Source organism: Streptomyces sp. 7N604, from assembly GCF_052245475.1.
Lineage (GTDB): Bacteria > Actinomycetota > Actinomycetes > Streptomycetales > Streptomycetaceae > Streptomyces.
In genome coordinates, this window is record NZ_JBQQBX010000020.1 from 149,260 (window position 1) to 174,580 (window position 25,321).

Consider the following 25,321-nt stretch of genomic DNA (forward strand, 5'->3'; position numbering starts at 1 on the left):
ACGTCAGCACTGCCCCGAACGGCCGTACACGGTCACACGCGCCTTCCCGACTTTCTGAGTGCTACAGACAGCGAAACTGCGCAACGCAGCCTGCTTCACCTGGTCTTGCCTTCTCCACTCAATCTTGCTGCGGCCTGGTTCACTCACGACCACCAGCCGCTTCATCCTGTCCACCCGCTCGACGGTGGCAGCAGGGGAGAGCTCCGTACCGTACAAGGAGTTCGAGCTTCGCGGACTGCGAGCCAGGGCCACATCAACAAGCCCCTCGCGTGTCAAAACAGGCGCGGGTACCCAGACACGGCGACTCGACGGAAGAAACAGAACTCCATCGCCGCGGTTGCCCGCATCAGCAACAGCCGCACCCAGCGCGACAACATCATCGCTCCGGCTCGCCGGCGTCCGCAGTTGCACCGCAGTTACCGGAGCGACCACGAGTCCAACTACTGCCCCAACCGCCACAAGTAGACGCCACTTCGCGATACCCGCAGCCCCTACAGCGGCAGCAGCCACCAGAATGCTGACTCCCGCCATCGTGTAGAGCACATAGCGGTCGACATACAGAGGCTTCACCAGTGACACGCCCAGCAGGGTCCCACCCGGCAGCAATACCAAAGGCAAAAGAACGATGCCCAACAGTCCCGGACGGGGAGCCCCCGCAATCCTGCAGACCACGCCCCAACTCACCAGGGACAAGACAGACAACAGCAGATACCCAGACAGAGCTGAGGCCGTCAAAGAGATCCAACTCACCTGCGCATCCTGGCCGACACTGATGCACACAATCGGCATGACAGCCAGCAGAGGAAGTCCTGCCCCTCGGACCCACCTAGCCAGCAGAGCACGGCGCTGCGGCAGCATCGCCACTGAGACACCGTGGGCCAATCCGGCCAACACCGCGAACTCATGCAGAACACAAGCGGTGGTCAACAAGACGCTGTACCAGAGCACGCTGCCTGCCCCGTCAATCAGCCGGACGAAGAACCACGTCGCCCAGATCACACAAGCAGCTACCAAGGCATAGGAACGGCCCTCTTGCGAATAGCGCTGCACGATCGGCAGCACGCAAAAGATGTAGCCGGCGCAGATCCCCGTGCGCCGATTCACCAGACGCCACCCTAGAGCCGTAACGCCGGCAGTTGCTGCGGCCGCCGCTGCCACGGACGGCAACCGAAGCATCACGAGCCCGCCGTCCCAAAGCTCGAACGTCAGCTTCATCAGTGCGTAGTAGGCACCATGTACGACGTCAACGTTCTGCAGCGTGGCCCACAGATTGGTCCACGAACGGTGAGCCATATCCGTCGTGACGAACTCGTCCTGCCATAGCGAACCTTGGCGCGTGATACCCCAACATCCCAGTATTACGGCCAGCACTGTGGGCAGCGCTGTCGACGCCCACGCGCCACACCTGGATGGGATGGTGCGATGCCGCCGCTCTGCATGGCGAGGCGTGGACAGAGCATCAGGTGACGTGAAGGTTGGCGCAGTTGCGAGCATGCCTCAAGCCCAACGTGAAGATCGTTGATAGTCAGCCCTCCAGAGGCGCCTATCAACGTCGCTGCGGCCACTGCCTCGTCGCGGCGCCCGGGGTTGCGTACTGCTTGACCCCAACGTGGGTGCGAGTCAGATATGTCGGTCTTGGCGTAAACGGAGCATCAAGATCCGTATAAAAAGTTTCTCGATGGGCTCACAGGTTCCACTTGCGTCAACCTGCGATTGATCGCCACCCGGAGCGAAGCCCAGCCGCTGCGCCTGGCAGCGTCCAGAGGCACGGTCTCAACACCGGTCTGGACCATTCCGGATGACCTTGCTGCGAGCCAGACCACCAACCAAGTGCGTTGACACGCAGGGTGTCCACTCGTTCGAATGAGGCGACCCCGAGCGACACAGGCGTCACAGACGGTGACCACTAGCTCGGACTTATCGGGAGGGGAACACCATGAAGCGCATGCTCTTCGCTGCCCTCGGCTCCGCCGCTCTGCTCGGCGCCGCCGCCTTCGCAGCGCCGGCTGCGGCTGCCGACGCTGGCGTGCAGGCCACCTACTTCACCATCTACCAGCACGACAACTACGGCGGCGGCTGGTGCAACTTCACCGGCGACGACAGCAGCCTCGCCAACAACTACTGGACAAACTCGTCCGGTGCCTGCAACGACGGTGCCAGCTCCATGAAGAACCGCACCAGCCACGACGTCGTGCTCTACCAGACGAGCGGCTACGCCGGCGACAACTACTTCGCCAGGAAGAACTCCTCTGACGGCGACTTCTCCAACAACAACTTCGACAACAAGGCCAGCTCAGTCGACTTCCGCTAAAACGGAGTGACCAAGTAGCCAGCGTGTGGATGCCGACCCTGTCGGCATCCACACGCTTTGGCGTATGAGGAGAAGAATGAAAAAGCGTATCTTCGCAGGAATCGCGTCTGCGACCCTGCTCACGGGATGTGGAACCGAGCACGAGCAGGCCGCCCCCACGGAGCCGCCTGAGCCCACCAAGCTAGTCGAATCACTACGGCTCCCATTCGACAAGTATGAGCTCTCTCAGAGCCAATACAACGCCTCACAGAACGCTACAGACATCCTCATAAAGAAATGCATGCAGAAGAAGGGTCTGGACTGGCAGGAAATAGAGAGGCCAACGCGCGTCACAGATCTCACGAACAGGAGACGTTACGGAGTAATGGAGATCAAAGTGGCGCAGGCATACGGATATCACGCGCCAATAGAACTGCGAGACCCCAACGGAACAAAGCGAGCAGACGAACAAAGACTCAGCAAGCTCTCCATAGAACAACAGAAGGCTGCACTCGGACGGGACGGAGAGAAAGAAACGTGCAACGCCCAAGCTGCAAGGGAGCTCAAGGAACCCAGGGTGGACTACACTCTGCTCAATGAATTGAGCTCCAACCTCCTGAAAGAATCCCAGAATGTTGGCGAAGTAAAGGAGGCCATGACTAAATGGTCGAAGTGCATGAAAGAAAGAGGAAGAAATTACACTACGCCATACGGCGCCATGAACGACAAAAAGTGGTGGAAGGACGAAAAAATCCAAATTGGCGAGGAGGGGGAAATAAAAACAGCCACCAGTGATGTGAAGTGCAAGGAGGAAAGCAACCTCGTCAACACATGGTTTGCGGCGGAGAGAAGACTAGAAGGGCAAGGCGTGAGAGAAAACAAGGAATACTTTCAAAGCCTTGCCGAAGCAAAAGAACGCCACATGAGTGCCGTCAAGGAGGTCCTCTCGCAGTAAAATAACGAATGATAGAGCGGGTGAAGCAACGAGGGAGATCGCCATGGGCCGAAACGAACGAACTATCGACCCATCAGCCGACGCGATTCAACTATTCGCACACGATCTACGCGAACTTCGCCGCAGCGCCGGCAGTCCCACCTACAGAGATCTTGCGCGTCGATGCGGATACTCGGCACCGACACTCTCCGAGGCCGCCGCGGGCCGCAAACTCCCTAGCCTCAAAGTCACGCTCGCCTACGTACGCGAATGTGGAGGAGATGCGAACGCCTGGGAGCAACGCTGGCTGCAGCTCACAGAGGACACCACGCACCAGCCTGCCGTTCCCTGCCCCTATCCTGGTCTAGCGCAGTTCAGAAGCGAAGACAAAGACCTCTACTTCGGCAGGGAAGACGTAGCTGAGGAACTCACAAACCTTGTGCTGGAGCGGCCAATCGTGGGACTGGTCGGAGCATCAGGAAGCGGAAAATCTTCCCTGCTGCGTGCGGGGCTACTCCCTCGTATCAGGGAAAACGTCTCAGAGCAGACAGAAATCCGAATTGTCACGCCCGGGCCTGATCCACTGGACCTGCTTACCGCACTTCAGCCGCGCGGCCATGAAAAATTGATCGTGGCAATTGATCAATTCGAGGAACTCTATACTCTCAACATCCCCCCAGAAACTACATCGGACATCCTGGCGGAAATACTGAAAGCCCAGAACGTCGGCGCTCAACTCAAGTTGATCCTCTCTCTACGAGCTGACTGCCTGCCACAGTGCATCGAAAATCCTCAGATCGCTGCAGCACTCAGTCAATCGACCATCATGATGTCCACAATGTCCCGAGAACAAATTCGTCGAGCAGTTGTGGCACCAGCAACAGCGCGCGGATACACGGTAGAAAAGGAGCTCACCGAACGAATCGTGACTGAAGCCTCCCGACAGGGCGGCTCCCTTCCTTTGATGTCACATGCCCTACGCGAGGTGTGGCAGCGCGCCAGGGGAAAGGCGCTGACGATGGCCCAGTACGATGCGGTAGGAGGTATCGGCGGAGCCATCGAGCAGACTGCTGAAAACTTCTACCAGAGTCTCTCAAACAGAGAGAAGGAGGAGATCGAGAGAATCCTTCTCAGGCTTATCATTGCGGAACCGGGAAGACCGCATACGCGGCGCCCGGCACTAGCGTCAGAACTCAGCTCCTTGCAGGGCAGTCTTGAACGGTTGATTAAAACACGGCTGGTAGTGCGCGACGGAGAATACGTGGAACTGGCTCACGAGGCGGTAGCGGTGGCTTGGCCCCGGCTTGCTCGATGGGTCGAGGACGCCAGCGAGCGGATGAAGACCGTCAGACGCATTAGCGAGGCAGCAAGCACGTGGGATGAGCTATCCCGTGACGGCGGCGCCCTCTATCGGGGGGCACTTTTGGAGAGTGTTCTGGCATCATTGGGCCCAGATCACGAAGATCTCAGCGCGACTGAAATATCTTTCATCGAAGCCAGTACGAGGCAAGCAAAAATAGAGAGGGATCGGCAGCAAAAACTGGATAGCAGGAAAAAGAAGGCTGCTCTAGCGGCATACATTCTCCCCATAGCGACCCTTGTTTTCTGGATAATTTGGTTCATCAACCGCCCTCACCCGTAATTCCGAGCCGAGGAAGCACGGAAGGGGACCCTTCGTCGATCGACCTGTCCAGTCGCACCCTGCCTGGCCGGGCAACTCGCCTCCCGCAGGCGCGAGATCGGCACACGGTGGCGTCGTCTGACCGTTGGCCGTCAGGCCCTCCTCGCTCTGGCTCACCTGAGGTGCGGCGACACCTACCCCCCAGCTCGCCGCCGGGTCGGCATCGACATCGCGACCGTGTACCGCTAAATACGCGAAGCAGTCGAGGTCCTGACCGATCCTCGGACGCCTGCTGTGGGCCTCGCTGCCGCAACTGCCCGGCGTCACTCACGACCTGACCGCCGCCCGCGCTCACGGCATCATCGACGCCGGGCGCCGAGACTCCGTGATCCTCCTCGTCCACCGCCTTCATGATGATCTCGGCCACGGCCTCGGTGGTGACCAGATGGACGGCTTCCTCTCGCTCGACGTTCGCCTGCCCTGCCATGACCCGACGCAGTGAGCCGCGACGCCCTGCACCGACGTCGGCTCCACTTCGACGCGCGGGTCAGCGGCACGGCGCTCGACCGCGCCACAAGGATCTTGAACGGGAGCGTGTCCATCAGCTCGCCACGGCAGCCACCCTGGAAGGAAGGGTTGAAGCGTCTCTACAGAACCTGTGCGTCAGGGACGGAAAAGGCCAGATCAGACGGGGCCTGACCTGGCCTCTCAAAGAGCCGCCTTCGGGATTCGAACCCGAGACCTACGCATTACGAGGGCTGGCATGATCGTGACGGGCATGATCGTGACGGGCGGTGCCGACCGAGCATGCTGATTCCCGCCTTGCCTGGTCAGAAGCATGTCCGCACGTCATCTGGTGACGCGTGATCCAACGGATGCTGGTCCATCCGCTCACGCATCGCTCAGGCAGTCTCGGTCGCTTCAACAGCTTGCGCTTGCCCTGCGGGCTCGGATCGACTGTCGCTGCGGCCACGCTCTCAGAAGCGGAACCCGAAGAGCCCTCCGTCCTCGTACTCGTCGTACAACCGCACCTGCAGCATCTTCTCTGACGGGCATGCCTTCCCGCTCTATGACCTCCGCCGCCAATTCCAGGGCGTCGCGGAGTTGCCGGTCGTCGATGCCGTCGAATAGGTGGCTGTCGTGGACGAGGAAGTCAGGGCCGCGCCCGTGCCGGTGGGCGACGACCGCCACGGTGAGATCGAAGCAGAAGATCACCATGATGCCGATGCCGCGGCTGTCGTCGCTGTCGACGTGAGGAACGATCCGCAGGCTGCTGGGGCCGGCATCGAATTCTAGATATGCCTGGCATCCGGAGCCATACAGGCGCTGGGCGAACCCGGAGACGAGGACTGTAGCCTCGCTGGTCTGCCGGGCTCGTTCGTCCAGGTCGTCCTTGAGGGCGCGCTGGAGGTCGAGACGCTTGGCCTTGATCTCTAAGGCGCTGGCTTCCAGTGTCTGCGCTGCTTCGTACCGGTGGCGCAGTGCCTCGACCGACGCTTGCTTCTGTGCGAGGGCCTGCTGAAGGGCGGTGAGAGCTTCCAGGGCGCCGCCCTCGTCGAGAGTGCGCAGGACCTGCTGTAGTTCCGCGCCCAGTCTTTCGCGCTGTGTCGCGCGGTCTGCGAGCTGGGTCTCGACGGATTCGACCTCTTCGGCGAGGTAGCGCTGACGGTTGCGGACGATCGGCCTGTGGAAGTCCTTCAGTCGTCGAAGCGCCGCTTGACCTGGTCACCGAGCAGGATGCCCCGCTCCCCGGAGACGGGTTCCAGGTACTTTACGTCTCCGTCGGTGGTGTCTCGTACCGCAGTTCGCAGGTCCGACAGGTTCCGCCGGTCGATCGCGTCCTTGGAGTTGAGGTTTCGGATATCGCGGTCAATCTCGTCAGCACGTCGCTTCAGCTCTTCGTACCGCGGTATGACGCGAAACGCCTTGATCTGCTCCTCAAGCCGTCGCACCTCCTCCTCGGCGATGGTGATCTGGCCTCTGAGCTCCGCTGTGCTGCCCACGATCCGTCCCACACCGGGTCGTTGACGGCTTGGCGCAGCTGGCGGTGGGTCGCCTCACTAGCAGTCAGGCGACCACAGAGGCGGTCTACCGCAAGCAGCTCCGACCGGTGATCACGGAGGGGGCCGAAGCGATGGACGATATCTTCGCCGATGATCGGGAGGTGGACGCCCTCGGGGCTTGATCAGTTTCGTTTGGCCCCCCGGACGCGTCAGAGGCCCATGCGCGATCAAGCGGATGGGCCTCTGACCTGTGTCGGGGTGGCGGGATTTGAACCCACGACCTCTTCGTCCCGAACGAAGCGCGCTGCCAAGCTGCGCTACACCCCGAAGCAACGAGGACTACTGTAGCCGACCCGTCCCCGCACGCGAAATCGGTTATCGGGACGCTCGCGCAGGCCGAAGCCGCCCCTAAGCGGTGGCCGGAGCGGGGCCCGGAGCGGCGGATCCAGCCGCGGTCGACCCCGGCCGGGGCGGTCCGTGGGGGCAGCGGTCGGACGGGGTCAGTCGCGTGCCGTCAGTGTCAGCAGCGTCGCCTCCGGGGGGCAGGCGAAGCGGACCGGGGTGTAGCGGTTCGTGCCGCAGCCCGCCGAGACGTGGAGGTACGAGGTGTGGCCGCCCGCCGTGTGCGTCGACAGGCCCTTCACGCGCCGGGTGTCCAGGTCGCAGTTCGTGACCAGAGCCCCGTAGAAGGGGACGCAGAGCTGCCCGCCGTGCGTGTGGCCCGCGAGGATCAAGGGGTAGCCGTCGGCGGTGAAGGCGTCGAGGACCCGCAGGTACGGGGCGTGGACGAGAGCCAGGGAGAGGTCCGCGCCGTCCTCCGGGCCGCCCGCCACCCGGGCGTACCGGTCCCGTTTGATATGCGGGTCGTCGAGTCCCGTGAGCGCGATCTCGGTGCCGTCGCTCAGCTTGAGGCGGCCCCGGGTGTTGCTGAGTCCGACCCAGCCCGCCGCGTCGAAGGCGTCCCGCATGCCCTCCCAGGGGTTGCGCTCGACGCCGATCGCGGGGTCGTTCTTGCCGTTGAGGCCGTGCTCGCCGCGGACCCTCTCCAGCAGGTAGCGGCCGGGGTTGCGGAGCTTGGGCGCGTAGTAGTCGTTCGAGCCGAAGACGTAGGCCCCCGGGAACTCGAGCAGCGGACCGAGCGCGTCCAGGACCTCCGGCACGGCGTTCTTGTCGGAGAGGTTGTCGCCCGTGTTCACGACGAAGTCGGGGCGCAGGCCCGCGAGGGACTGCAGCCAGCGCCGTTTCTTGCGCTGCCCGCCGACCATGTGGACGTCGGAGATCTGGAGGACGCGCAGCGGCCGCATGCCGGCGGGCAGCACCGGCACCGTGACCCGGCGGATCCGGAAGGAGCGGACCTCGAAGCCGGCCGCGTAGCCGATCCCGGCCGCGCCGACTGCCGTGATTCCCAGCGGTACTGCGTATCGCGCGCGCATGGCATCCATCGTGGCAGAACCGGCCGCGGGGCCGTTAACCGCGGCCCTTCACCACGATCTTTTATTGCGCGGCGACCAGGGCGCGCAGGTGCGAAAATCAACGGCATGACCACCCTCAAGGACAGGCTTCAGGACGACCTCACCGCCGCGATCAAGGCGCGCGACGAGCTGCGTGCCTCCACGCTCCGGCTCACCCTCTCCGCGATCACCACGGAGGAGGTCGCGGGCAAGTCGGCGCGGCAGCTCTCCGACGACGAGGTGCAGAAGGTGATCGCCCGCGAGGCGAAGAAGCGCCGGGAGGCGGCGGAGGCCTTCGCGCAGGGAGGCCGGGCGGACCAGGCGGAGCGGGAGCGCGCCGAGGGCGAGGTACTCGCCGGGTACCTGCCGAAGCCGCTGACCGACGAGGAGCTGAGCGCGATCGTCGCGGAGGCTGTGAAGGAGGCCGCGGCCGGCGGCGCGGAGGGGCCGCGGGCGATGGGGACGGTCATGAAGATCGTCAACCCGAAGATCGCGGGGCGGGCGGAGGGCGGCCGCGTCGCCGCCGAGGTCAAGCGCCTGCTCGCGGGCTGACGCGGCGCTCCCACCTACGGCCCGCTCCGTTCCGTACGACACGCTGACCGCACGAGGTGCTCACCGTGACCGTACGAGGTGGCTCACCGTGACGGTCGCGGTAGCTAACCGTGACCGTACGAGGTGCCGAGCCCGCATACGCGAGGAGGCGGCCGCAGATCCCGCCCGGACCGCCTCCTTCGCCTCTTTCGCCTGCACCGCCTCCATGCCGTTCAGGCCAGGCGGCTGTCCATTCCTCTGCTGCGTCCTCTGCCCGCTCCGCTATCAGTTCTTCTTCCGGCCCGCGCCGCCGTTCCCGTTCCCGCCGTCGCTGTCCCAGCCCCCGTCCAGGCCGCCGATGAGATCCGGCGGGAGCGAGATGTCCGGCCACGGGTTGCCGCCGTTCCCCTGGCCGCCGTTGCGCCCGTGGTCGTCGTCCGGCCGGTCCGGCTTCGAGTCCGCGACCGGCGCCGTCGGCAGGCTGGGCGCCGGCTTGCCCGCGAGCGCTCCGGCCATCGCGTCACGCCAGATCGGCCCGGGGACACCGCCGCCGAAGACCTTGTCGTGGTACCGGCCGCCGATGGTGATGTTCTCCATCGGCACCTTCGTGGTCGGGCTGCCGACCCACACCGCACCGGCCATGTTGGGCGTGTAACCGACGAACCAGGCCGCGACCCGGTTGTCCGTCGTACCCGTCTTGCCCGCGCTGTCCCGGCCCTGGAGCCCGGCCTGCTTGCCCGTACCGTCCTCCACCACGCCCCGCAGCAGGGTGTTCATCGTGTCGGCGGTCTTCTCCGACATGACCTTCCTGCACCTGGTCTCCGGGACGGCGAGGTCCTTGCCGTCGGCGTCCGTGACCGAGTCGATGGCGATCGGCGTGCAGTACGTGCCGCGGTTGGCGAAGGTCGCGTACGCGTTGGCCATGTTCAGGGGCGCGATCGTGGCGGCGCCGAGGGTGACGGCGGGGCCCTGCGGGAGCTTGCCACCATTGCCCATCAGCACGCCCATGTTCTGGGCCAGGTCGGTCACTGGGCAGACTCCGATGTCACTGATCATCGCGACGAAGTAGGTGTTGATCGACTTCGCGGTCGCCTCCTTGAGGCTGTACGGGCCGACCTCGTCGCGCTTCTCGTTCTGGACGGTGGCGCCCTCGGTATTCGTCCACGTGCCGTCGCAGGTCTGCACCGGGCTCGGGTACGGCATCTTGTACGGCGACGGGTAGGCCTTGGAGGTCGGAGTCCCCTGCTCCAGGGCCGCCGCCGCGGTGAACGGCTTGAACGTGGAGCCGACCTGGAAGCCGTAGTTCGAGCCGCCCATCCGCTTCTCGACCGAGAGGTTGATCTGCGTCTCGTTGTCGCCGAAGCCGTACGGGCGCGACTGGCCCATCCCGCGGATCTTGCCCGAGCCCGGCTCGACGAGCGTCACGGCGGTCGCGACCTTGTCGTCCTGGTCGACGTGGTCGCTGATCGAGTCCTGCACCGACTCCTGCGCCTGCGGGTCGAGCGTCGTACGGATCGTCAGGCCGCCCTGGTTCCAGCGCTTGGCCCGGACCTCCTCGGTCTTGCCGAAGACCTCGTCCTGGAGGAAGACCTCTCTGACGTAGTCACAGAAGAAGCCGGCGCCGCTGGTGGCGGTGATGCAGCCGTTCCTGGGCTTGCTGATGTCCAGGCCCAGCGGCTTCGCCTTCGCCTTGTCGGCCTGCGCCTGCGTGATGTCGCCGAGGTCGGCCATCCGCTGCAGCACGGTGTTGCGGCGCCGGGTCGCCTCCTGCTCGTCGTTGACCGGGTCGTAGCGGCTCGGCGACTGGACGACGCCGGCCAACAGCGCCGCCTCCTCGACCTTCAGGTCCTTGGCGGACTTGCTGAAGTAGCGCTGGGCCGCGGCCTCGACGCCGTAGGCCTGCTGCCCGAAGAAGGTGATGTTGAGGTAGTTCTCGAGGATCGTCTTCTTCCCGAGCTCCTCCTCCACCTGGATCGCGTGCTTCAGCTCCCTGATCTTGCGGCCGAGGGTCTGCTGGGTGGCCTGCGCGACCTTGTCGGGGTCGTTGCCCGCCTCCTCGACGAAGACGTTCTTCACGTACTGCTGGGTCAGGGTCGAGGCGCCCTCGGAGACACCGCCGTCCTGGGCGTTCTTGTTGAGCGCGCGCAGGATGCCCTTGAGGTCGATCGCGCCATGCTCGTAGAAGCGGGCGTCCTCGATGGCGACGATCGCCTTCCGCATGTACGGCGAGACGTCCTTGAGCGGGACGACGGTGCGGTCGCGCGAGTAGACGGAGGCGATCACTTCGCCCTCGGCGTCCAGGATGGTGGTCTTCTGGCTCAGCGGCGGCCGCTTGAGGTTGGCCGGGATCTCGTCGAAGCCCTCGACAGAACCCTTCGCCGCGAGGCCGAGCGCTCCGGCCGCGGGCAGCGCGATGCCTGCCATCACCGCGCCTGCGAGCACGCTGACGCCGAGGAACTTGGCGGCCTGTTGTGGTGTGGTCAGGCCACCGCCGGTGCCGGCACCGGCGCCACTGCCCGAGCGCTTCTTAGCCATGGGGGCAGCCTACGTTCTCATTCGCCGGACAGACATACATCCCTTGGCCTAAGCTGTCTCCGGCTGTTACGGCGATGCGCAGCCGCCCCACAGCAGCTCCTCTCCCTATCTCCCCCCGGCGCGGAGTTGTGCCCGGATCGTCATCTCGTGCCGCATGAGATCCGTCGCGGCGTCAGACAACCGTCCCGATCTGTCCGCATACATCTCGTATGCCCTCACCTCACTCCGTTGGGTGATCTGCCGCGTACGCATAGTCCGTTCGGGCCATTCAAGATTGGGCCCGCAGGGGGTGGTGCGCCCTGCCCGGCTTCCGTAGCGTCCTCAACTGGCAACGGTGAATATGCCGCTTGCCGCCGTGGGGGAGCCTCGATTCGGGAGAGGACGGCGCCAGCATGAGCTGGGTAACCGACTGGAGTACACAGGCAGCCTGCCGCACGACGGATCCGGACGAACTCTTCGTTCAGGGTGCGGCACAGAACAGGGCCAAAGCGGTCTGCACCGGCTGCCCGGTGCGGACCGAGTGCCTTGCCGACGCCCTGGACAACCGGGTCGAGTTCGGCGTTTGGGGTGGTATGACGGAGCGGGAGCGGAGGGCCTTGCTGCGCCGCCGCCCCACAGTGACCTCGTGGCGCAGGCTCCTGGAGACCGCGCGCACGGAGTACGAGCGGAGTACGGGCATCCTGCCCGTGGAGGTAACCGACGCGGACTACGCGGCGGCGGGTTAGGTCTCGTACGCCCCGATTCCCCCCTCACGCCTCACGCTCGCTCACGCTCAGCGGCTCGCTCGGCATGCCCAGGAGCAGCCTGTCCAGGGGCAGCATGTCCAGGATCTCGGCATGCGCCATCTCGGCATGCCCAGGACCTCAGGGCAGGAGTTCAGCGGAGCTCAAGCCGCTCCGCTCGGCCTGCCGTTCGCGAGCCGCTCACCGATGGTCCGTAGCCCTTCGAGGTCGTGCACATCACCGGGCAGCGCGGCCACTTCGGCCACGGGCACCTCAGGGTGCAGCGCGGTGAAGCGGTCCCGCGTGCGCTGCTCGCGGGCGATCACCTGCATGCGCTCGGCGTGCAGCCGTAGCAGCCCGGCAGCGAGCAGCTCGGCCGGATCCGGATCTTCGTCGTCGTGGTCGCCCTCTGCCCTGGGGGAGCCGTCTTCGGGCGTACGAGTGCCAGCTTGCCCGCGGATCTGATCCACAATGCGGCCGTCGTCAAGATTTTCTGCGGCCGCGAGCGCGCGCTCCGCGCTGAGCTGAGCCGCCCCGCTGCCGTGCACCCGGTTCAGTACGAGCCCGGCCAGCGGCATGTCCTCGGCCGCGAGCCGCTCGACGAAGTACGCGGCCTCGCGCAGCGCGTCCCGCTCCGGGGCCGCCACCACCAGGAACGCGGTCCCCTGGGCCTGCAGCAGCCGGTACGTGGCGTCGGCGCGGGTGCGGAAGCCGCCGAACATGGTGTCCATCGCGGCCACGAACGTCTGCACGTCGCGCAGCAACTGGGCCCCCATCAGCTTGTTGAGCGTGCCGGTCATCATCGACATGCCCACGTTGAGGAACTTCATCCCCGCCCGGCCGCCGATCTTCGCCGGGGCCATCAGCATCTTGATGAACTTCCCGTCCAGGAAGGACCCGAGCCGCTTGGGCGCGTCCAGGAAGTCCAGCGCGGAGCGGCTCGGCGGGGTGTCGACGATGATCAGGTCCCACTCGTCGCGCGACCGCAACTGGCCCAGCTTCTCCATCGCCATGTACTCCTGCGTGCCCGCGAAACCGGCCGAGAGCGACTGGTAGAAGGGGTTCTCCAGGATCGCGCGGGCCCGCTCGGCGTCCGCGTGCGCCTCGACGATCTCGTCGAAGGTCCGCTTCATGTCGAGCATCATGGCGTGCAGTTCGCCGCCGGCCGACCCGTCGATGCCCGCGACCCGGCGCGGGATGTTGTCGAGCGAGGCGATGCCCATCGACTGGGCCAGCCGACGGGCCGGGTCGATGGTGAGGACGACCACCTTGCGGCCGCGCTCCGCGGCCCGTACGCCCAGCGCCGCGGCCGTCGTCGTCTTCCCCACGCCGCCCGAGCCGCAGCACACGACGATGCGCGTGCGCCGGTCGTCCAGCAGCGGGTCGGTCTCCAGCAGAGGGGCCGGTTCCAGGGCGCTCACCGTGCTCATGACTCCTCGCCCGCGCTCACGACGCCCCCTCGGCGCTCATGCCGCCCCTCCGCGCTCACGACGCCCCTCTCCGGGCTCACGACGCCTCCTCCGCCACACCCTGCTTCCGCAGGTCTGCCGCCAGCCGGTAGAGCCCGGAAAGATCCGCCCCGTCGCCGAGGAACTCCAGCTCGTACGTGGGCAGTCCCAGGCCCGCGATGGCCGCGCGCTCCTCCCGCTCCAGGCGGAGGCGCTCGGCGTGCTCCCCGGCCTGCTCCAGCAGGGGGCCGACGAGCCGCTCCGCGAGGCCGCCGCGGCGCGCTCCTCCGAGCCCGGCCTGGGAGAGCGCCCTGGCGACCGCTGCACGGCCCGAACCCTCGCCGGACCGTACGGCCTCCCCGTCGAGGAACCGCGGCCGCACCATGTTGATGACGACCCCGCCCACCGGCAGCCCCGCCTCGCGCAGCTCGGCGACGCCGTCCATCGTCTCCTGGACCGGCATCTCCTCCAGCAGCGTCACCATGTGCACGGCCGTCTCGGCGGACTTCAGGACCCGCATGACCGCCTGGGCCTGATTGTGTATCGGGCCGATCCTGGCCAGCCCGGCCACTTCGTCGTTGACGTTCAGGAAGCGGGTGATACGGCCCGTGGGCGGGGCGTCCATGACCACGGAGTCGTAGACGGGCCGCCCGTCCTTGCCCTTGCGGCGCACCGCCTCGCACGCCTTGCCGGTCAGCAGGACGTCGCGGAGCCCTGGGGCGATGGTGGTGGCGAAGTCGATGGCGCCGAGCTTCTTCAGCGCCCGTCCCGCGGTGCCCAGTTTGTAGAACATCTGGAGGTAGTCCAGGAGGGCGCGTTCGGCGTCGATCGCGAGCGCGTACACCTCGCCATGGCCGCCGGGGGCGACGGCGATCTTCCGCTCCTCGTACGGCAGCGCCTCGGTCTCGAAGAGCTGGGCGATGCCTTGCCGCCCCTCGACCTCCACCAGCAGGGTGCGCCTGCCCTCGGCTGCGAGGGCGAGCGCGAGGGCGGCGGCGACCGTGGTCTTGCCGGTGCCGCCCTTGCCGCTGACGACATGGAGCCTGCTCATGCCGGGAGCCTAACCAGTCGGCGCGCGGGCTACGCACGAGGCCGCCGGGCACAGGCATTACAGTCGGGGCCATGACCAAGTGGGAATACGCGACCGTGCCGCTGCCCGTGCACATCACCAAGCAGATCCTCGACACCTGGGGCGAGGACGGCTGGGAGCTCGTCCAGGTCGTGCCGGGACCGAATCCGGAGCAGCTTGTGGCCTACCTCAAGCGGGAGAAGGCCTGATGGGCGCGGTCGAGGAGAAGATCGCCGAGCAAGGGCTGAAGCTGCCGGAGGTCGTGCCGCCCCTCGCCTCGTACGTCCCGGCGGTGCGCTCGGGCTCGTACGTCTACACCTCGGGGCAGCTGCCGATGGTGGAGGGCAGCCTTCAGGCCACGGGCAAGGTGGGCGCCGAGGTGACCCCGGAGCGGGCCGCGCAGCTGGCGGAGACCTGCGCGCTGAACGCGCTGGCCGCGGTCAAGTCGGCCGTCGGGGACCTGGACCGGATCGTGCGGGTCGTGAAGGTCGTGGGATTCGTCGCCTCGGCACCGGGCTTCACCGGGCAGCCGGGTGTCGTCAACGGCGCGAGCGAGCTGCTGGGCCGGGTGCTGGGCGACAAGGGCGTGCACGCGCGGAGCGCGGTCGGCGTGGCCGTACTGCCGCTGGACGCGCCGGTCGAGGTCGAGATCCAGGTCGAGATCGCGGACTGACCCCGCGGACTGACGCTTCGGGCTGGTCCCGCCGACGGCTCCCCCTCGAACATCTTCGCGGGAGCGCATAGCATCCGCCCCATGACATCGGGGAATGGCCAGTGGTATCCGGCGGAGTGGCCGGAGCGGATCCGTGCCCTCGCGAACGGCGAGCTGACGCCGGTGGGCCCGCGCCGGGCCGCCACCGTCCTGCTGCTCCGCGACGGTCCTGGAGGTCCCGCTGTCCATATGCTGCGCAGACGCGCCTCCATGGCCTTCGCCGGGGGCGCGTACGCGTATCCGGGCGGCTCCGTGGACCCGCGCGACGAACGGCCGGTCGGGTGGGCGGGCCCATCGCTCGCGGACTGGACCCGCCGGCTCGGCACGGCTGACGAGGCGTCGGCGCAGGCCCTCGTGTGCGCGGCCGTCCGCGAGACCTTCGAGGAGGCGGGCGTGCTGCTGGCCGGTCCTTCCGCGGAGACGGTCGTCGCGGACACCACGGGCGACGACTGGGAGGCGGACCGGGCGGCCCTCGTCGCCCGCGAGCTGCCCTTCGCCGACTTCCTGGCCCGTCGGGGCCTCGTCCTGCGCAGCGATCTGCTGCACGGCTGGGCGCGCTGGATCACCCCGGAGTTCGAGTCACGCCGCTTCGACACATGGTTCTTCGCGGCCGCGCTGCCGCAGGGGCAGCGCACCCGTAACGCGTCGACGGAGGCGGACCGCACCGTGTGGATCCGCCCCGAGGACGCGGCCGCGGGCTACGACCGGGGCGAGTTGCTGATGATGCCGCCGACGATCACCATGCTGCGGGAGCTGCGGGCGTACGGATCGGCCGCCGAGGCGCTGGCGTCCGCGGGCGAGCGGGACCTGACGCCCGTACTGGCGCGGGCGGAGCTGCGGGGCGGGGAGATCGTCCTCAGCTGGCCGGGACACGACGAGTTCACGAAGCACATCCCGACGGGCGGCGCCGGGGCCGTGGGAGGCGACTCATGACGTACGCGGCATCCCTGCCCGGACAGCCGCGCGGCGGCGCGATCGGCGGCTCGGCCACCGCGCGGGCGGTGTGCGTCCTGGCGCCCAATCCGTCCCCGATGACCCTGGACGGCACCAACACCTGGATCGTCTCGGAGCCGGACTCGGACCTGGCGGTCGTCATCGACCCGGGGCCGCTCGACGAGGCGCATCTGACCGGTGTGATAGCCGCGGCCGAGCGGGCGGGCAAGCGGATCGCGCTCACGCTGCTGACGCACGGCCACGCGGACCACGCGGAGGGCGCCGCCCGCTTCGCGGAGCTGACCCGTGCGTCCGTACGGGCTCTGGACCCGGGGCTGCGGCTCGGCGGCGAGGGCCTGGGCGCGGGCGATGTGATCACCACGGGCGGCCTGGAGCTCCGCGTCGTCCCGACCCCCGGCCACACCTCCGACTCGCTCTGCTTCCACCTCCCGGCCGACGCCGCGGTCCTGACGGGCGACACGGTCCTCGGCCGGGGCACGACGGTGGTCGCCCACCCGGACGGGCGGCTCGGCGACTACCTCGACTCGCTGCGGCGGCTGCGCTCGCTGGCGGTCGACGACGGCGTGAGCACGATCCTGCCGGGCCACGGCCCCGTCCTGAACGACGCCTGCGGCGCCGTCGAGTACTACCTCGCCCACCGCGCGAACCGCCTGGCCCAGGTGGAGACGGCCGTGGAGGCCGGCCACCGCACGGCGGCGGACATCGTGGCCCACGTCTACGCGGACGTCGACCGGTCCTTGTGGCCTGCGGCGGAGCTGTCGGTGCGGGCCCAGCTGGACTACCTGGGCGAGCACGGCCTGATCTGACGTCAGAGGCCGCGGGAGTCCAGTCCCTTCTCGTCCACAGGTGTTCCTCAGCCCCGGCCCTTGCCGGGCTTGTCCGGGCCGCCTGGCAGGAAGGGGGCTGCCACCTGGAGGAAGAGCGCGCGCCGGTCCTCGGGGACGCCGAGGAGTTCGGCCGCCTCCTCCAGGGTGATGCTGCGGGTTCCCGCCCTGCCGCGCCGAGCGGGTGCGGCGGGTGCGGCGGGCGCGGGCAGGTCGTCCTCGGTCAGCTTCCCCGACCGGATGAGGACATCCCGTACGGGCACGCCGAGGGCGCGCGCGAGCCCGCGCATGGTCGCCAGGTCGGGCATGCTCTGCCGCTGCAGCAGCCGGGTGACCGCCGCGCGGTGCACGCCCGCGTCGTCGGCGACCCTGGACCGGCCGCCGCCGCGCGGGTGGTCGATGTCGTAGCCCCGGGACCTCATCAGGTCCTCCATCCAGGCCGCGAACTCCTCCAGGAAGTTCCTCGCCATGGGCTCGCTCCCTCCATCCGGGCGCAACAGAGTAATGCGCGTGCGCGAGCGAACTATTGCCGGGGAGAGCGGGCTGACACCGTGCGACGAGGGGGGCACGGAAGGGTTGTGAAGAAGTGAAGCGTTGCGTGCGAACGCGCAATGATCGCGATCGTGGCCAACGCAAAGGTTTCCCAAGGGAATTGATTGCACGCAAGCCCTTGTTGCGCTCTCGCGCGAGCGAGTAGTTTGCCTCCTAGTCGCGGCACGGCCCTGGCCTTCCCCCGTGGGCTCATGCGTGTCCGTGCCGCGACGCGGAGGGGGCTCGGGGTGGCCGTGCCGGAGCAGCCGAAGGGGCCCCGCCGCCCGGCGGGACCCCTTCAGTCGTTGCAGTCGCGTACGCGTTCGCGTACGGGCCGGAGACGGCCGTGCGTCAGCGCGAGCGCTTGGCGAGGCGCTCCACGTCCAGCAGGATCACGGCCCGCGCCTCCAGGCGCAGCCAGCCGCGCCCCGCGAAGTCCGCGAGTGCCTTGTTGACCGTCTCGCGGGAGGCGCCGACGAGCTGGGCGAGCTCCTCCTGGGTCAGGTCGTGGACGACATGGATGCCCTCCTCCGACTGCACCCCGAAGCGGCGGGAGAGGTCGAGCAGGGCCTTCGCGACGCGCCCCGGCACGTCGGAGAAGACCAGGTCGGACATGGAGTCGTTGGTCCTGCGCAGGCGGCGGGCCACGGCGCGCAGCAGCGCGGTGGCCACCTCGGGCCTGGCGTTGAGCCAGGGCTGGAGGTCGCCGTGCCCGAGGCCGAGGAGCTTCACCTCGGTGAGGGCGGTGGCGGTGGCGGTACGCGGGCCCGGGTCGAAGAGGGAGAGCTCGCCGATGAGCTCGCCGGGACCGAGGACCGCCAGCATGTTCTCGCGGCCATCGGGGGAGGTGCGGTGCAGCTTCACCTTGCCCTCGGTGACCACGTACAGGCGGTCGCCCGGGTCACCTTCGTGGAACAGGGCATCGCCCCGCGCGAGGGTGGCCTCGCTCATGGAGGCGCGCAGCTCGGCGGCCTGCTCCTCATCGAGCGCCGCGAAGAGTGGGGCGCGCCGCAGAACGTCGTCCACGAGATCTCTCCTTGTCGACATGCCCAGGGGGCCGTGACCCCCATGATGCCGGACGGTAAAACTGTGTGATCAAACACAAGTGTGGCGCATCCCTCGCGGAACCCATACGGCAGGGGTCCGATCGGGGTGCCGTTTCCCGGCGACCGGGGCGTATGTCGGTGCCGGGCTTTACTCTGGCCGGGTGTCCAATACGCCGGTGAGAGCACAGGGCAAGGGGGCCGGACGGGTGACTGCGGCAGAAAATTCCGCTGTGGGCGAACAGGCGCCCACCCAGAAGAAAAAAGCCGCAAAGGGAGCAAAAGCCAAGCCGGAGTCCCGGCTCGCGCTCGTCCGCCGCGCTCGCCGGATCAACCGCGAGCTGGCCGACCTCTATCCGTATGCGCACCCCGAGCTGGACTTCGAGAACCCCTTCCAGCTCCTCGTCGCGACGGTCCTCTCCGCGCAGACCACCGATCTGCGCGTCAACCAGACCACCCCCGACCTCTTCGCCGTCTATCCCACGCCCGAGGACATGGCGGCGGCCAACCCGGAGGAGCTGGAGCAGATCATCCGGCCCACCGGCTTTTTCCGCGCCAAGGCGAAGTCGCTGATCGGGCTGTCCACCGCGCTGCGCGACCGCTTCGGCGGCGAGGTGCCGGGACGGCTCGAGGATCTGGTCACCCTGCCCGGCGTCGGTCGCAAGACGGCGAACGTGGTGCTGGGCAACGCGTTCGGGGTGCCCGGCCTGACCGTGGACACGCACTTCGGGCGGCTGGTCCGGCGCTGGAAGTGGACCGGGCAGGAGGACCCGGACAAGGTCGAGGCCGAGGTCGCGGAGCTCTTCCCCAAGAGCGAGTGGACGATGCTCTCGCACCGGATCATCTTCCACGGCCGCCGCGTCTGCCACTCCCGCAAACCGGCCTGCGGCGCCTGCCCGATCGCCCCGCTCTGCCCGGCGTACGGCGAGGGCGAGACCGACCCGGAGAAGGCGAGGAAACTGCTGAAGTACGAGCTGGGGGGCGCCCCCGGGCAGCGGCTCAAGCCCCCGCCGGACTACCCCGGCAAGCCCGCTCCACCCCTGGGGGCGGAATGACGGGTGCGCGGGAGACCCCCGGGGCCGTGGGGTCCTTCGGGGCTGCGTCCGGTGCCCTCGGCGATGAGATCGCCGTCAGCGCTCAGGGGCTGCCCGAGTGGCTGGAGCCCGTGGCCCGGGCGGCGGAGACCGTGGAGCCGCGGCAGCTGAGCCGATTCCTGCCGCCGGAGTCCGGAGGCCGCCCCTCCGCCGTGCTCATCCTCTTCGGCGAGGGCGGCGAAGGCCCCGAGCTGCTCCTCATGGAGCGCGCCGGGACGCTGCGGTCCCACGCCGGGCAGCCGTCCTTCCCCGGCGGCGCGCTCGACCCGGAGGACGGCGATCCGCGGACCGTGGGGCCGGTGCGCGCCGCGCTCCGCGAGGCCCGTGAGGAGACCGGGCTCGACCCCTCCGGTGTCCAGATCTTCGGCGTGCTTCCGGCGCTCTACATTCCGGTGAGCGGCTTCGTCGTGACGCCCGTGCTCGGCTGGTGGCGGACACCGAGCCCGGTCTCGCCGGTCGACCCGGCCGAGACCGCCCGGGTGTTCACCGTGCCAGTGGCGGAACTCACGGACCCGGCCAACCGCGCGCTCACGAGCCACCCCAGCGGTCACAGCGGCCCGGCCTTCCTCGTCCGGGATGCCCTGGTCTGGGGGTTCACGGCCGGTGTGATCGACCGTATTCTGCACTTCGCGGGCTGGGAACGGCCCTGGGACCGCAGCAAGCATGTCCCGCTCGACTGGCGTGCATGAGACGGTGTCCCGGTGAATGTGCTGGACATCCTTCTGTTGCTCGCCGCCGTGTGGTTCGCGATCGTCGGTTACCGCCAGGGCTTCGTCGTCGGCATCCTGTCGGTGATCGGCTTCATCGGCGGCGGCCTCGTGGCCGTCTACCTGCTTCCCGTCATCTGGGACCAGGTCACCGACGAGGCCACTCCCGGGACGGGCGCCGCGGTCGCGGCGGTGGTCGTCGTCATCGTGTGCGCCTCGGTCGGGCAGGCCTTCACCACACACCTGGGCAACAAACTCCGCCGGTATATCACCTGGTCACCGGCGCGCGCCCTGGACGCGACCGGTGGCGCGCTGGTCAACGTGGTCGCGATGCTGCTGGTGGCCTGGCTCATCGGCTCGGCCCTGGCCGGGACTTCGCTGCCCACCCTCGGCAAGGAGGTCCGCGACTCCAAGGTGCTGCTCGGTGTCTCGCGCGTGGTCCCGGAGTCGGCCAACACCTGGTTCGCGGACTTCAGCTCCGTCCTCGCGCAGAACGGTTTCCCGCAGGTCTTCAGCCCGTTCTCCAACGAGCCGATCACCTCGGTCCCCGCCCCCGACCCCCGGCTCGCGACCAGCCCGGTCGCCGACCGCGCCCAGCGCAGCATCGTGAAGGTCGTCGGTACCGCGCCCGGCTGTGCCAAGGTCCTCGAGGGCACCGGCTTCGTCTTCGCCCCGAACCGTGTGATGACCAACGCGCATGTGGTGGGCGGAGTCGACGAGCCGACCGTGCAGATCGGCGGCGAGGGCAGGCTCTACGACGCGCGGGTCGTCGTCTACGACTGGGAGCGCGACATCGCCGTCCTCGACGTTCCCTCCCTCCGGGCACCAGCCCTCCGGTTCACCGAAGGCGACGCCCGCAGCAGCGACAGCGCGATCGTCGCCGGCTTCCCGGAGAACGGCGCGTTCGACGTACGGGCGGCCCGCATCCGCGGACGTATCCAGGCCAACGGCCCGGACATCTACCACCGCGGCACGGTCAGCCGCGACGTGTACTCCCTCTACGCGACGGTCCGGCAGGGCAACTCCGGCGGGCCGCTGCTCACTCCGGACGGCCGCGTCTACGGCGTGGTCTTCGCCAAGTCGCTGGACGACGCGAACACCGGGTACGCGCTGACGGCGGACGAGGTGCGCGAGGACATCCTCAAGGGCCGTACGGCCACCCGGCCGGTGGACAGCCAGGGCTGTGCGCTCTAGCGGCCGTTCGCCGACCGCCGGGCCGGCTAGCCGCGTGGATGGCGCAGCCGCGCCGACACCCAGCGGGCGCGGCGGCGGAGAATGTGCGGGATGCCCAGTTGGAGATCTGGGATCCGGCCGGGACGCCCCGCGACGATCACCCCCTGCGGGGTGGTGCGCGCGGCGGAGGCGCGACGGCTGCGAGCTGCGTTGTCCCGGGGAGAGGCCCCCGTACTCCCTGCATCATGGGAGTCGTGCGTCCAACCCATACCGGGAAGCGTGCCCGTGACGCATGGTCGGTAACCGCCTCCGGGACGGCCAATCGGCCTATGCGGCGGGCAATTGGCGTTCGTAGGAGGGATGTACGGGAGCGGTCCTCAGCGGTCCGGCTCGGGGTCCTTCAGCCAGTTGATGAGCTCAGTGGAGAAGGCGACGGGATCCTCCTCGTGGGGGAAGTGCCCGAGCCCGTCGAACAGCCGCCAGCGATACGGCGCCTCGACGTACTCCCCCGAACCCGCCGCGCTCCGGGTCCGCATGACCGGGTCGAGCGAGCCGTGCAGATGGAGCGTCGGCACCCGCACCGGCCGCTTCATGCGCCGGTTGAACTGGATCCCGTCCGGCCGGGCCACCGACCGGACCATCCACCGGTACGGCTCGATCGCGCAGTGCGCCGTCGACGGGATGCTCATCGCGCGCCGGTAGGCCTGCATCGCCTCCTCCTCGGGCGGCCGAGGCCCCGACCAGTCCCTGATCAGCCGCTCCACCAGCGCCGCGCCGTCCGCGGTCAGCCGCCGTTCGGGGATCCACGGCCGCTGGAAGCCCCAGATGTGGCTGCTCGCCGCGGACTGCTTGACGTCGGCGAGCATGGCCGAGCGCCAGCGCCGCGGGTGCGGCATCGAGCAGACCGCGAGCCGCCGGACCAGCTTCGGCCGCATCACGGCCGCCGTCCAGGCCAGATAGCCGCCCAGGTCGTGGCCGACGAGCGCGGCGTCGGGCTCGCCGAGGGAGCGGATCACGCCGGTCACGTCGAGCGCGAGGTTCGCCGGGTCGTAGCCACGCGGCGTACGGTCGCTGCCGCCGACCCCGCGCAGGTCCATGGCCACGGCTCGGAAGCCCGCGTCGGCGAGCGCGGTCAGCTGGTGGCGCCAGGACCACCAGAACTGCGGGAAGCCGTGCAGCAGCAGCACGAGCGGGCCGTCGCCGACCTCGGCGATGTGGAAGCGGGCGCCGTTGGCGGCCACGTCCCGGTGCGTCCAGGGGCCGTCGAGCCGTACGACCGAGGCTGAGGTGTCGGGAACCGTCATACTGATGAGCGTGTCACAGTCGCGTCCGCGGGGCGCGAGCCGACCGCCGGGCGGGGATGCGGCTTGACGCCCTGAAGCACCGCGGCGGTCTGCTTGGCCGAGGTGATGGACTTCTGCGGCGGCTTGACCTTCTTGAACTTGGCGACGGCGAAGAGCCCGAGCAGCGCGGCGATGACGAGGTAGGCCGCCCCCACGATGAGGAAGGACCAGGCCAGGCCGAGGCCCAGGTTGTGGATGCCGTACGCGGCCGCGAAGCTCAGCACCGGCAGGGCGAACAGCGCCAGGATTCCGGCCGCCGTGATCGCGCCACCGCCGATGCCCGCACGCTTGACGTCCCGCCGGATCTCCGCCTTGGCCAGGGCGATCTCGTCGTGCACCAGGGCGGACAGATCGGCCGTGGCCGAGGCCACCAGCCGGCCGAGGCTGCGGTCGCCGTCCTGCTCGACTGAGCTCATCGCTGCATCCCTCTTCTCTTCTTCACTGCTTGCGTGCACTCATCGGTGCTGCCTTCATGCCTTCATGTCTTCAGTGCACCAACCTGCCGGTTGCCCTCCAGATCATGCCGGACCGTCGTCGTTTGTGCCTCTGCCCGCTGCCACTTCGGCAAGCCGCCGGTGCTCGGCGGCCTTCGCCTCGTGGATGGCCGCCATCCGCAGGTGGTACTCGGGGTTGTCCAGCTCGTAGATGTCGGGGATGCCGTCGTGGTCCTCGTCCCGCTCCTCGTCGTCGCACAGCGTCCGGTACTTGACGTCCCGGAGCTTGAGCAGCGCGGTCGCGAGCACCGCCGCCATCAGCGAGCCGACGAGCACCGCCACCTTGACCTCGCCGGCGAGGACCGGGTCGCCGGGGAACGCGAGGTCGCCGATGAGGAGCGAGACGGTGAAGCCGATCCCGGTGAGCGAGGCGACGGCGAAGACGTCGGCCCACGCCAGGTCCTCGTTCAGCTCGGCTCTGGTGAAGCGGGCGGCGAGCCAGGAGCCGCCGAAGACACCGGCGGTCTTGCCCGCGACGAGCCCGATGACGACGCCCAGCGGCTCCGGCTTGGTGAAGACGTCGCCGAGCGAGTCCCCCGAGACCGTCACCCCTGTCGCGAAGAGGGCGAACAGCGGCACCGCGAGCCCGGCCGAGAGCGGCCGTACGAGGTGCTCGATGTGCTCCGCGGGCGAGTACTCCTCGCCGTCCCGGACCGTGCAGCGGAGCATCAGGCCCATGGCGACACCGGCGACGGTCGCGTGCACCCCGCTCGCGTGCATCAGCGCCCAGATGACGAGGGCCAGCGGCACGTAGACGAACCAGCCGCGTACGCCCCTTCGATGCAGGAACCAGAAGAGGGCGAGGCCGGCGGCGGCGAGGCCCAGCTCCAGGAAGTGGATCTGCGTGGTGAAGAAGATCGCGATGATCAGGATCGCGAAGAGGTCGTCGACGACGGCGAGGGTGAGCAGGAAGGCGCGCAGTGAGGACGGCAGGGAGGTGCCGATGACCGCGAGGACGGCGAGCGCGAAGGCGATGTCGGTGGCCGTCGGCACCGCCCAGCCGCTCAGGTCTCCGCCGCCGCCCGCGTTCGCGGCGACGTAGAAGAGCGCCGGGACGGCCATGCCGCAGACCGCGGCGACGACCGGGAGGGCGGCGGCCTTGGGCTCGCGCAGCTCGCCCGAGACCAGCTCGCGCTTGAGCTCGATCCCCGCGACGAAGAAGAAGATGGTGAGCAGGCCGTCCTGGGCCCAGGAGCCGACGGACAGGTGGAGGTGCAGCGACCCGGGTCCGAAGGAGAAGTCCCTGACGTCCTGATAGAAGTCGCTCAGCGGGGTGTTGGCCAGGATGAGCGCGGCGATCGCGGCGGCCAGCAGGAGGACACCGCCCACGGTCTCGGCGCGCAGGGCGTCCGCCACGAAGGTCCGCTCGGGAAGCGAGAGACGTCCCAGGAACTTACGGGCGTTGGGCGCGGCCACGGGTAGACCTCCGGTCGGCATCGGCTGCGAAAGGCCCCGGCCGGGTGAGGAAATGGCAGGAGCACTTGCCGACCAGACTTCCCGGCACACCCTGAGATCTTGCCGCGATGTTGACGCGACGGACCCAGCTTAGCCGCAACGGTGAGGGGTGACCCGCGGCCGCGGGTCACCCCTCACCTGCAATAACGCTGTGACCTGCTCAGTCCTCGCTCGCGGCAGTGGGCAGTTTGCTCTGGATGAGCTCCATCACGGAGGAGTCCGTGAGGGTGGTCACATCACCGAGCTTGCGGTTCTCCGCCACGTCGCGGAGCAGTCTGCGCATGATCTTGCCGGAGCGGGTCTTGGGGAGTTCGGCGACTGGGAGGATGCGCTGGGGTTTGGCGATGGGGCCGAGTGCGGTGGCGACGTGGGTGCGTAGTTCCTCGG

25 protein-coding genes, 1 tRNA gene and 1 pseudogene are annotated in these 25,321 nt (G+C 68.2%); 13 read left to right on the plus strand and 14 right to left on the minus strand.

Going from position 1 to position 25,321, the window contains the following annotated elements; genetic code table 11:
* Positions 1-3: 3 nt before the first annotated feature.
* The gene (locus ACTWP8_RS22760; RefSeq protein ID WP_443323996.1) at positions 4-1,215 is read right to left on the minus strand and encodes a glycosyltransferase family 39 protein; all 1,212 of its coding nucleotides are present in this window, start codon (positions 1,213-1,215) and stop codon (positions 4-6) included.
* Between the two features lie 721 nt (positions 1,216-1,936).
* Here ACTWP8_RS22760 and ACTWP8_RS22765 point away from each other — a divergent pair.
* From ACTWP8_RS22765 to ACTWP8_RS22780, 4 genes and pseudogenes are all read left to right on the plus strand, one after another.
* Positions 1,937-2,311 carry a peptidase inhibitor family I36 protein gene (locus ACTWP8_RS22765; RefSeq protein ID WP_443323997.1) on the plus strand — a complete coding sequence of 125 codons (375 nt, stop codon included), beginning with the start codon at positions 1,937-1,939 and terminating at the stop codon, positions 2,309-2,311.
* Positions 2,312-2,336: 25 nt separating this feature from the next.
* A complete protein-coding gene (locus ACTWP8_RS22770) occupies positions 2,337-3,245 on the plus strand; it encodes a hypothetical protein (protein ID WP_443323998.1) in 909 nt (302 codons plus the stop codon).
* Between the two features lie 43 nt (positions 3,246-3,288).
* A complete protein-coding gene (locus ACTWP8_RS22775) occupies positions 3,289-4,866 on the plus strand; it encodes an nSTAND1 domain-containing NTPase (RefSeq protein WP_443323999.1) in 1,578 nt (525 codons plus the stop codon).
* A 38-nt stretch (positions 4,867-4,904) separates the two neighbouring features.
* A pseudogene (locus tag ACTWP8_RS22780) lies at positions 4,905-5,215 on the plus strand (IS5/IS1182 family transposase); the annotation flags it as partial.
* A 551-nt stretch (positions 5,216-5,766) separates the two neighbouring features.
* Here the strand turns inward: ACTWP8_RS22780 and ACTWP8_RS22785 are convergent.
* The 4 genes from ACTWP8_RS22785 to ACTWP8_RS22800 form a co-directional block, all read right to left on the minus strand.
* Positions 5,767-6,546, minus strand: a complete 780-nt coding sequence (locus tag ACTWP8_RS22785; protein WP_443324025.1) for an ABC-three component system protein — start codon at positions 6,544-6,546, stop codon at positions 5,767-5,769.
* The gene (locus ACTWP8_RS22790; RefSeq protein WP_443324000.1) at positions 6,543-6,848 is read right to left on the minus strand and encodes a hypothetical protein; all 306 of its coding nucleotides are present in this window, start codon (positions 6,846-6,848) and stop codon (positions 6,543-6,545) included. Before ACTWP8_RS22790 ends, ACTWP8_RS22785 begins: the two co-directional genes overlap by 4 nt.
* Positions 6,849-7,101: 253 nt before the next feature.
* A tRNA-Pro gene (locus ACTWP8_RS22795) sits at positions 7,102-7,175 on the minus strand.
* Positions 7,176-7,348: 173 nt separating this feature from the next.
* Positions 7,349-8,281 carry a metallophosphoesterase gene (locus tag ACTWP8_RS22800; RefSeq protein ID WP_443324001.1) on the minus strand — a complete coding sequence of 311 codons (933 nt, stop codon included), beginning with the start codon at positions 8,279-8,281 and terminating at the stop codon, positions 7,349-7,351.
* Positions 8,282-8,386: 105 nt separating this feature from the next.
* On the opposite strand from ACTWP8_RS22800, the gene ACTWP8_RS22805 reads away from it, so the two are divergent.
* On the plus strand, positions 8,387-8,851 hold the full coding sequence (locus ACTWP8_RS22805) for a GatB/YqeY domain-containing protein (RefSeq protein WP_443324002.1): 465 nt from the start codon (positions 8,387-8,389) through the stop codon (positions 8,849-8,851).
* Between the two features lie 264 nt (positions 8,852-9,115).
* Here ACTWP8_RS22805 and ACTWP8_RS22810 read toward each other — a convergent pair whose 3' ends face one another.
* Positions 9,116-11,365, minus strand: a complete 2,250-nt coding sequence (locus ACTWP8_RS22810; RefSeq protein ID WP_443324003.1) for a transglycosylase domain-containing protein — start codon at positions 11,363-11,365, stop codon at positions 9,116-9,118.
* Between the two features lie 392 nt (positions 11,366-11,757).
* On the opposite strand from ACTWP8_RS22810, the gene ACTWP8_RS22815 reads away from it, so the two are divergent.
* Positions 11,758-12,090, plus strand: a complete 333-nt coding sequence (locus ACTWP8_RS22815; RefSeq protein WP_443316387.1) for a WhiB family transcriptional regulator — start codon at positions 11,758-11,760, stop codon at positions 12,088-12,090.
* A 161-nt stretch (positions 12,091-12,251) separates the two neighbouring features.
* Here ACTWP8_RS22815 and ACTWP8_RS22820 read toward each other — a convergent pair whose 3' ends face one another.
* Together ACTWP8_RS22820 and ACTWP8_RS22825 are read right to left on the minus strand one after the other, a co-directional pair.
* Positions 12,252-13,517, minus strand: a complete 1,266-nt coding sequence (locus ACTWP8_RS22820; RefSeq protein ID WP_443324004.1) for an ArsA family ATPase — start codon at positions 13,515-13,517, stop codon at positions 12,252-12,254.
* A 76-nt stretch (positions 13,518-13,593) separates the two neighbouring features.
* On the minus strand, positions 13,594-14,586 hold the full coding sequence (locus tag ACTWP8_RS22825; protein ID WP_443324005.1) for an ArsA family ATPase: 993 nt from the start codon (positions 14,584-14,586) through the stop codon (positions 13,594-13,596).
* A 71-nt stretch (positions 14,587-14,657) separates the two neighbouring features.
* Here ACTWP8_RS22825 and ACTWP8_RS22830 point away from each other — a divergent pair, with 71 nt between their 5' ends.
* The 4 genes from ACTWP8_RS22830 (at position 14,658) to ACTWP8_RS22845 (ending at position 17,076) form a co-directional block, all read left to right on the plus strand.
* Positions 14,658-14,813 carry a DUF4177 domain-containing protein gene (locus ACTWP8_RS22830; RefSeq protein ID WP_443316390.1) on the plus strand — a complete coding sequence of 52 codons (156 nt, stop codon included), beginning with the start codon at positions 14,658-14,660 and terminating at the stop codon, positions 14,811-14,813.
* Positions 14,813-15,277 (plus strand): RidA family protein, encoded by a 465-nt coding sequence (locus ACTWP8_RS22835; protein ID WP_443324006.1) that lies wholly within the window; start codon positions 14,813-14,815, stop codon positions 15,275-15,277. The genes ACTWP8_RS22830 and ACTWP8_RS22835 overlap by 1 nt, the downstream gene beginning before the upstream one ends.
* Positions 15,278-15,358: 81 nt before the next feature.
* Positions 15,359-16,249, plus strand: coding sequence for an NUDIX hydrolase (locus ACTWP8_RS22840; RefSeq protein WP_443324007.1), 891 nt, complete (start codon positions 15,359-15,361; stop codon positions 16,247-16,249).
* Complete coding sequence (locus ACTWP8_RS22845) at positions 16,246-17,076, plus strand: MBL fold metallo-hydrolase (RefSeq protein WP_443324008.1); 831 nt, start codon at positions 16,246-16,248, stop codon at positions 17,074-17,076. The genes ACTWP8_RS22840 and ACTWP8_RS22845 overlap by 4 nt, the downstream gene beginning before the upstream one ends.
* 47 nt (positions 17,077-17,123) lie before the next feature.
* On the opposite strand, the gene ACTWP8_RS22850 is transcribed toward ACTWP8_RS22845, so the two are convergent.
* Positions 17,124-17,564 carry a helix-turn-helix domain-containing protein gene (locus ACTWP8_RS22850; RefSeq protein WP_443324009.1) on the minus strand — a complete coding sequence of 147 codons (441 nt, stop codon included), beginning with the start codon at positions 17,562-17,564 and terminating at the stop codon, positions 17,124-17,126.
* A 412-nt stretch (positions 17,565-17,976) separates the two neighbouring features.
* Entirely contained in the window at positions 17,977-18,651 is a 675-nt protein-coding gene (locus ACTWP8_RS22855; RefSeq protein WP_443316395.1) for a Crp/Fnr family transcriptional regulator, read from the minus strand.
* Between the two features lie 250 nt (positions 18,652-18,901).
* Between ACTWP8_RS22855 and nth the strand changes: the two genes are divergently transcribed.
* The 3 genes from nth to ACTWP8_RS22870 are packed head-to-tail and all read left to right on the plus strand — an operon-like array spanning position 18,902 to position 21,663.
* On the plus strand, positions 18,902-19,723 hold the full coding sequence (nth, locus tag ACTWP8_RS22860; RefSeq protein WP_443324010.1) for an endonuclease III: 822 nt from the start codon (positions 18,902-18,904) through the stop codon (positions 19,721-19,723).
* Positions 19,720-20,451, plus strand: coding sequence for an NUDIX hydrolase (locus tag ACTWP8_RS22865; protein WP_443324011.1), 732 nt, complete (start codon positions 19,720-19,722; stop codon positions 20,449-20,451). Before nth ends, ACTWP8_RS22865 begins: the two co-directional genes overlap by 4 nt.
* 12 nt (positions 20,452-20,463) lie before the next feature.
* The gene (locus ACTWP8_RS22870; protein ID WP_443324012.1) at positions 20,464-21,663 is read left to right on the plus strand and encodes a MarP family serine protease; all 1,200 of its coding nucleotides are present in this window, start codon (positions 20,464-20,466) and stop codon (positions 21,661-21,663) included.
* 356 nt (positions 21,664-22,019) lie between these two features.
* Here the strand turns inward: ACTWP8_RS22870 and ACTWP8_RS22875 are convergent, their stop codons facing one another.
* From ACTWP8_RS22875 to ACTWP8_RS22890, 4 genes are all read right to left on the minus strand, one after another.
* The gene (locus ACTWP8_RS22875) at positions 22,020-22,946 is read right to left on the minus strand and encodes an alpha/beta fold hydrolase (RefSeq protein ID WP_443324013.1); all 927 of its coding nucleotides are present in this window, start codon (positions 22,944-22,946) and stop codon (positions 22,020-22,022) included.
* On the minus strand, positions 22,943-23,401 hold the full coding sequence (locus tag ACTWP8_RS22880) for a phage holin family protein (RefSeq protein WP_443316401.1): 459 nt from the start codon (positions 23,399-23,401) through the stop codon (positions 22,943-22,945). Before ACTWP8_RS22880 ends, ACTWP8_RS22875 begins: the two co-directional genes overlap by 4 nt.
* A 102-nt stretch (positions 23,402-23,503) precedes the next feature.
* The gene (nhaA, locus tag ACTWP8_RS22885; RefSeq protein WP_443324014.1) at positions 23,504-24,895 is read right to left on the minus strand and encodes a Na+/H+ antiporter NhaA; all 1,392 of its coding nucleotides are present in this window, start codon (positions 24,893-24,895) and stop codon (positions 23,504-23,506) included.
* 199 nt (positions 24,896-25,094) lie between these two features.
* Positions 25,095-25,321 (minus strand): AMP-binding enzyme (locus ACTWP8_RS22890; protein ID WP_443324015.1); only part of this gene is annotated, 227 nt, incomplete at its 5' end.